The following is a 4,947-nucleotide window of genomic DNA, read 5'->3' as shown; positions in this document are numbered from 1 at the left end:
AGCCCGTCGAGCAAGAAGTACAACTGCCGCAACCCCAACAGCGAGAACGTGGTGGCGGTGAAAATCAGGTAGACGTTCTGGGAGAGGCCGAACAGCGCCGGGATCGAGTCGAACGCGAACACCAGGTCGGCGCCGCCGACGGCGATCATCGCCAGCAGCATCGGCGTCATCACCCGCCTGCCGTTCTCGGCGACGAACAACCGGTCGCCGTGGTAGCGCTCCGAGGTGCCCAAGAAGCGCTTCGCCACCCGCAGGACGGCGCCCTCGGCGCCGCGACCCTGAGGCGCCGACGGTGCGACGAGGCTGCCGGCCGCCGCAAAGAGCACCAGCGCGAACAGATAAAAAGCCCACGAGAAGGTGTTGACGACGGCGGCGCCCACGAAGATGAATCCGGTGCGCGCCAGCACCGCAATCACGATGCCGAACAACAGCACTTTCTGTTGGGCGATGCGGGGCACCGCGAAGCCGCCCACGATCACCAAAAAGACGAACAGGTTGTCCACCGAGAGGGCCTCGTTGCTCAGGTAGCAGGCGAAATATTCGACGCCCGCGGCGGCGTCGCCGACGACTGTCACACCCACGCCGAACAGCACCGCCAGCCCGACGTAGAGCGCCGACCAGGCGGCGGCGTCATGCAGCGTCGGGCTGTGCGCCGGACGGACGCGGAAGGCGTAGTCGACGACCGCCAACCCGGCGAGCAGGACGACGGTCACTGTCCACCCCAGCCCGGAAGCACCCATCGCAGATACGTTTCCTTTCCCGGCCCGCGCCGGCGTACCGCCCTTCGGCACGGTAACCCAGACACCGGCGCATGCCGGTGAACACGGCTGCGACACGAACACATGCAGAGATCATTTGGACATCGATTGGACATTCATTTCCGTAATGTCTTGTGGTACGCGTTCGCAGCCGGCCAGCGGTGGGGCACACTTGTCCCAGCCCGGCGACGACGCGGGACGGAGAGGTGCGGTGACACAGCAGCAGGGTCGTACCGGCAAGGCGGTGTGGCGCGCCGCACTCGCCTTGGCAGCCGCGGCGACGGGCCTGATCTGGTTTGCGACATTGCTGGCGCCCACCGCGGCGGCATCGCCGGAGAGCGACGCCGACGACGCCATCACGGCGGCCTGGGAAAAAGCCGGCGGCGACACGTCGAACCTGGGGGCCGCCGAGGGGGATGTCTACCCCGTCGGGGAGGGTTTCGCCCAGGATTTCGCCGGCGGCAAGATCTTCTTCACGCCCGCCACCGGCGCCCGGACCATGTACGGCGCCGTCCTGGACAAATACGAATCCCTGGGCGGCCCGGCCGGCAGCGACCTGGGATTTCCGACCAGCGACGAAGTACCCGGGCTGGCCGGACCCGACAGCCGGGTCAGCATCTTCTCGGCCGTCGACAAGCCGGTCATCTTCTGGACGCCCGAGCACGGGGCGTTCGTGGTGCGCGGCGCGATTAACGCCGCGTGGGACAAGCTGGGCAGCTCCGGCGGCGTTCTCGGCGTCCCGGTCGGCGACGAAAGCTACGCCGGCGAGGCCGCGACCCAGGCGTTCAGCGGCGGCCAGGTGTCGTGGAACCGGGTGACCAAGGTGTTCACCACCGTCCCGCCGCAACTGGCCGAGCAGTTGACGGGGCTGCAGATTCCCGTCGATCCGACTGCCGACATCGACATGGCCTGGCGTGCGGCCGGCGGCGCATCCGGCCCGCTCGGCGCCAAACAGGGCGGGCAGTATCCGATCGGCGACCGGGGACAGGCCCAGAACTTCGCCGGCGGCAAGGTCTTCTTCAGCCCGGCCACCGGAGCCAACGCCGTCGAGAGCCAGATCCTGGAGAAGTACGAGTCGCTGGGCGGGCCGCTCGGCAGCGACCTGGGCTTCCCGATCGCCGATGAAGCCGACGGCGGTATCCCGGACAGCCGGATCAGCAGCTTCTCCGCAGCCGACCAGCCGGTGATCTTCTGGACTCGCCAGCACGGAGCGTTCGTGATCCGCGGCGCGATGAAGGCCGCCTGGGACAGGCTCGGCGGCGCCACCGGGAAGCTGGGTGCGCCGCTGGGGGATCAGACGGTGGACCGCGACGTGGTCGCGCAGACGTTCATCGGAGGCACGATCTCGTGGAACCCGGCCACGAACACGTTCAGCAGCAAGCCGGCCGATCTTGCCTCGGCGCTCTCCGGCGTTCAGGTGCCGGGGCAGAACAAGCCGGCCAGCGCCGCGCCGACCGGCGGCTCCTCGCAGGCATGGCATTGGTGGTGGCTGCTGGTCGCGGTTCCGGTGCTGCTGCTGGCCGGCGTGCTGGCGCTGGCCGGGCTGGGACGGCGCCGGCGCCTGGCCGCCCGCATCGACAACCCGCCCTATGAACCCGACCACGACGTCGAGGGGGGCTATGAGGACGACGAGACCGCCGGCCCGGCCTGGCCGGCCGGCCCCGACGGCGACCATGACATGGGGCTCGGGTTCGACGACGACTTTCGGCAGCCCGCCGGGCAGCCGTCGCCGGGTGAGTCGCCGGGTGAGTCGGACCAGCCCCCGCAACAGACCGGCGGGGCCCGGTCGACGGCCCTCGACGACCGTGATCTGACGGATGAAACCGCCGGCGCGGCAGTGCTTTCCGAAGTCGGCGGCGGCGACTCGGATCCCGACGCGGTGGACACCGCGCCGACGCGCGTTCCGGCGGGCACCCAGGCGAGAGGTGGCCGCCATGCGGTGCCGGAGGCCGCCGGCGACGTCGACGCGCCCGAAGCGGAAGAGCGCCTCCACCCCAGCGGCCGGCTGGCCATCCACCTGCCCCTCGACGACCCGTACCAGGTGCCGGAGGGATACCCGATCAAAGCCAACGCCAGCTTCGGGCTGTACTACACGCCCGACAGCGCGCTCTACGAGGACACGCTGGCCGAGATATGGTTCGCCAGCGAGGAGATCGCGCAGGCCAGCGGCTTCGTCAGAGCGGAGTAGTCCGCGCGTCAGATCTTGCGGATGACGGTGACGACCTTGCCGAGCACGGCGGCGTCGTCGCCCGGGATGGGCTCGAAAGCCGGGTTGTGCGGCATCAGCCAGATGTGGTTACCGGTGCGCTTGAACGTCTTGACGGTCGCTTCCCCGTCGATCATCGCCGCGACGATGTCGCCGTTGTCGGCGACGTTCTGCTGACGCACCACCACCCAGTCACCGTCACAGATCGCGGCGTCGACCATGGAGTCACCGACCACCCTGAGCAGGAAGAGAGCGCCCTCGCCCACCAACTCGCGGGGCAGCGGGAAGACGTCTTCGACGGCCTCCTCGGCGAGGATCGGGCCGCCGGCCGCGATGCGCCCGAGCACCGGCACGAAGGCGGGTTCCGGCAGGGCGTCCGAGCCGGCGACGTCGGTCACGGCGTGTGCGGCGACTTCCTCGGAGCCGCGGACGTCGACGGCACGCGGGCGGTTCGGGTCACGGCGCAGGTAGCCCTTGCGCTCCAGGGTGCGCAGTTGGTGCGCCACCGAGGAGGTCGACGTCAGGCCGACAGCGTCACCGATCTCCCTGATGCTCGGCGGATATCCGCGACCGTTGACCGACGCGCGGATCACGTCGAGGATGGTGCGCTGCCGCTCGGTGAGCCCTGAATCCACTGATCGCGTAAGCCCGGTGCCCGGGGTGTTGCTGCTGTCGCTCATACGGCCGAATGTAGTCGCATCGCGCGCCAATCTCAAACATGTGTTCGACCCGCGTGTCGCGGTCGGCCGCGATCCGGCGGCAGCTGTTGTCGGTGCGGCGGTCTAGCCTCGCACCCGTGGACGACACGTCGATAGCATGTTCGATATTCGAACGTGCGATCGAGTATTATTCGAACACAAGATCGACAAACGATACGAGCGGAGGAACCGACATGACCCTGATGGACACGATCCCGCCTGGTGTGCCACCCCGCAGCCGGCCGGTCCGGGGGCGGCCGGCCGGCCCTCGTCGATTGCCCGGCCGCCGGGCCGCCCGGTCATCGGGGCCGGCCGTCGCGCCGCCGCGCTACCGGGGCACCGGCGTCGTGATGTCGACGGCGCCGCACCGGCCACGTCCCGTCACGCCGGCGACCACGGTGGTGCTGGCCCTGCTCGCGGCGCTGATCACGGTCTGGCTGGGGTTGATCGCACACTTCGGTGCCGCGGTGGGATCCGGCGGGCAGGGCGACCGCGTTCCGGGCCGGCTGGCCGTGGTGCGTGTCGAGCCGGGGGAGACGCTGTCGCAGGTCGCAGGCCGGGTGGCGCCGGATGCGCCGGTCGGCCGGGTCGCCCAGCGCATCCGGCAGCTCAACGGCCTGGATTCCGCGGCGGTGACGGCGGGTCAGACGCTGATCGCCCCGGTCGACTGACGCCGGCATCCATGCGCCACCACACCGTCCGTGGCCCGACGACGCTAGGCCTGCGGGGGAGTGCGCGGGTAGGCTCGGGCTGGTCTCAGGCACCCGGTTGTCAGCGCGGCGAAGGAGCGGCCATGCATTGTCCGTTCTGCCGCCACCCCGACTCGAGGGTGGTCGACTCCCGCGAAACCGATGAGGGCCAAGCCATTCGGCGCCGCAGGTCATGCCCGGAGTGTGGGCGCCGCTTCACCACCGTCGAAACCGCGGTGCTGGCGGTGGTCAAGCGCAGCGGTATCACCGAGCCGTTCAGTCGGGAGAAGGTGATCGGCGGCGTTCGCCGGGCATGCCAGGGCCGCCAGGTCGACGACGACGCGCTGAACCTGCTGGCTCAGCAGGTTGAGGACACCGTCCGGGCGAACGGGTCGCCCGAGGTGCCCAGCCACGAGGTCGGGCTGGCGATCCTCGGGCCGCTGCGGGATCTCGACGAGGTGGCGTACCTGCGATTCGCCTCGGTGTACCGGTCGTTTTCGTCGGCAGACGATTTCGAGCGGGAGATCGAGGCGCTGCGGGCGCACCGTAAGGTGTCCGCTCGGGGGTGACCGGGCGGAATCGCTTGACCACTAGGC

At 69.9% G+C, this 4,947-nt stretch carries 5 protein-coding genes; 3 read left to right on the top strand and 2 right to left on the bottom strand.

The features are described from left to right. Positions 1-740, bottom strand: a 740-nt coding sequence (locus ABDW21_RS16125) for a TerC/Alx family metal homeostasis membrane protein (protein ID WP_343710739.1), incomplete at its 3' end; no start/stop codon positions are given. A 262-nt stretch (positions 741-1,002) separates the two neighbouring features. Between ABDW21_RS16125 and ABDW21_RS16120 the strand changes: the two genes are divergently transcribed. Next, positions 1,003-2,946 (top strand): hypothetical protein, encoded by a 1,944-nt coding sequence (locus ABDW21_RS16120; RefSeq protein WP_343710740.1) that lies wholly within the window; start codon positions 1,003-1,005, stop codon positions 2,944-2,946. 8 nt (positions 2,947-2,954) lie between these two features. On the opposite strand, the gene lexA is transcribed toward ABDW21_RS16120, so the two are convergent. Beyond that, positions 2,955-3,644 (bottom strand): transcriptional repressor LexA, encoded by a 690-nt coding sequence (gene lexA, locus ABDW21_RS16115; RefSeq protein ID WP_343603100.1) that lies wholly within the window; start codon positions 3,642-3,644, stop codon positions 2,955-2,957. 212 nt (positions 3,645-3,856) lie between these two features. On the opposite strand from lexA, the gene ABDW21_RS16110 reads away from it, so the two are divergent. Together ABDW21_RS16110 and nrdR are read left to right on the top strand one after the other, a co-directional pair. Next, positions 3,857-4,333, top strand: coding sequence for a LysM peptidoglycan-binding domain-containing protein (locus ABDW21_RS16110; RefSeq protein ID WP_343603102.1), 477 nt, complete (start codon positions 3,857-3,859; stop codon positions 4,331-4,333). A gap of 122 nt (positions 4,334-4,455) precedes the next feature. Then, a complete protein-coding gene (gene nrdR / locus ABDW21_RS16105; protein ID WP_343603103.1) occupies positions 4,456-4,920 on the top strand; it encodes a transcriptional regulator NrdR in 465 nt (154 codons plus the stop codon). The last annotated feature ends 27 nt before the right edge of the window (positions 4,921-4,947 follow it).

It is taken from the genome of Mycobacterium sp. (assembly GCF_039583805.1).
GTDB lineage: Bacteria > Actinomycetota > Actinomycetes > Mycobacteriales > Mycobacteriaceae > Mycobacterium.
This window is presented reverse-complemented; position numbering and strand designations above follow the sequence as displayed.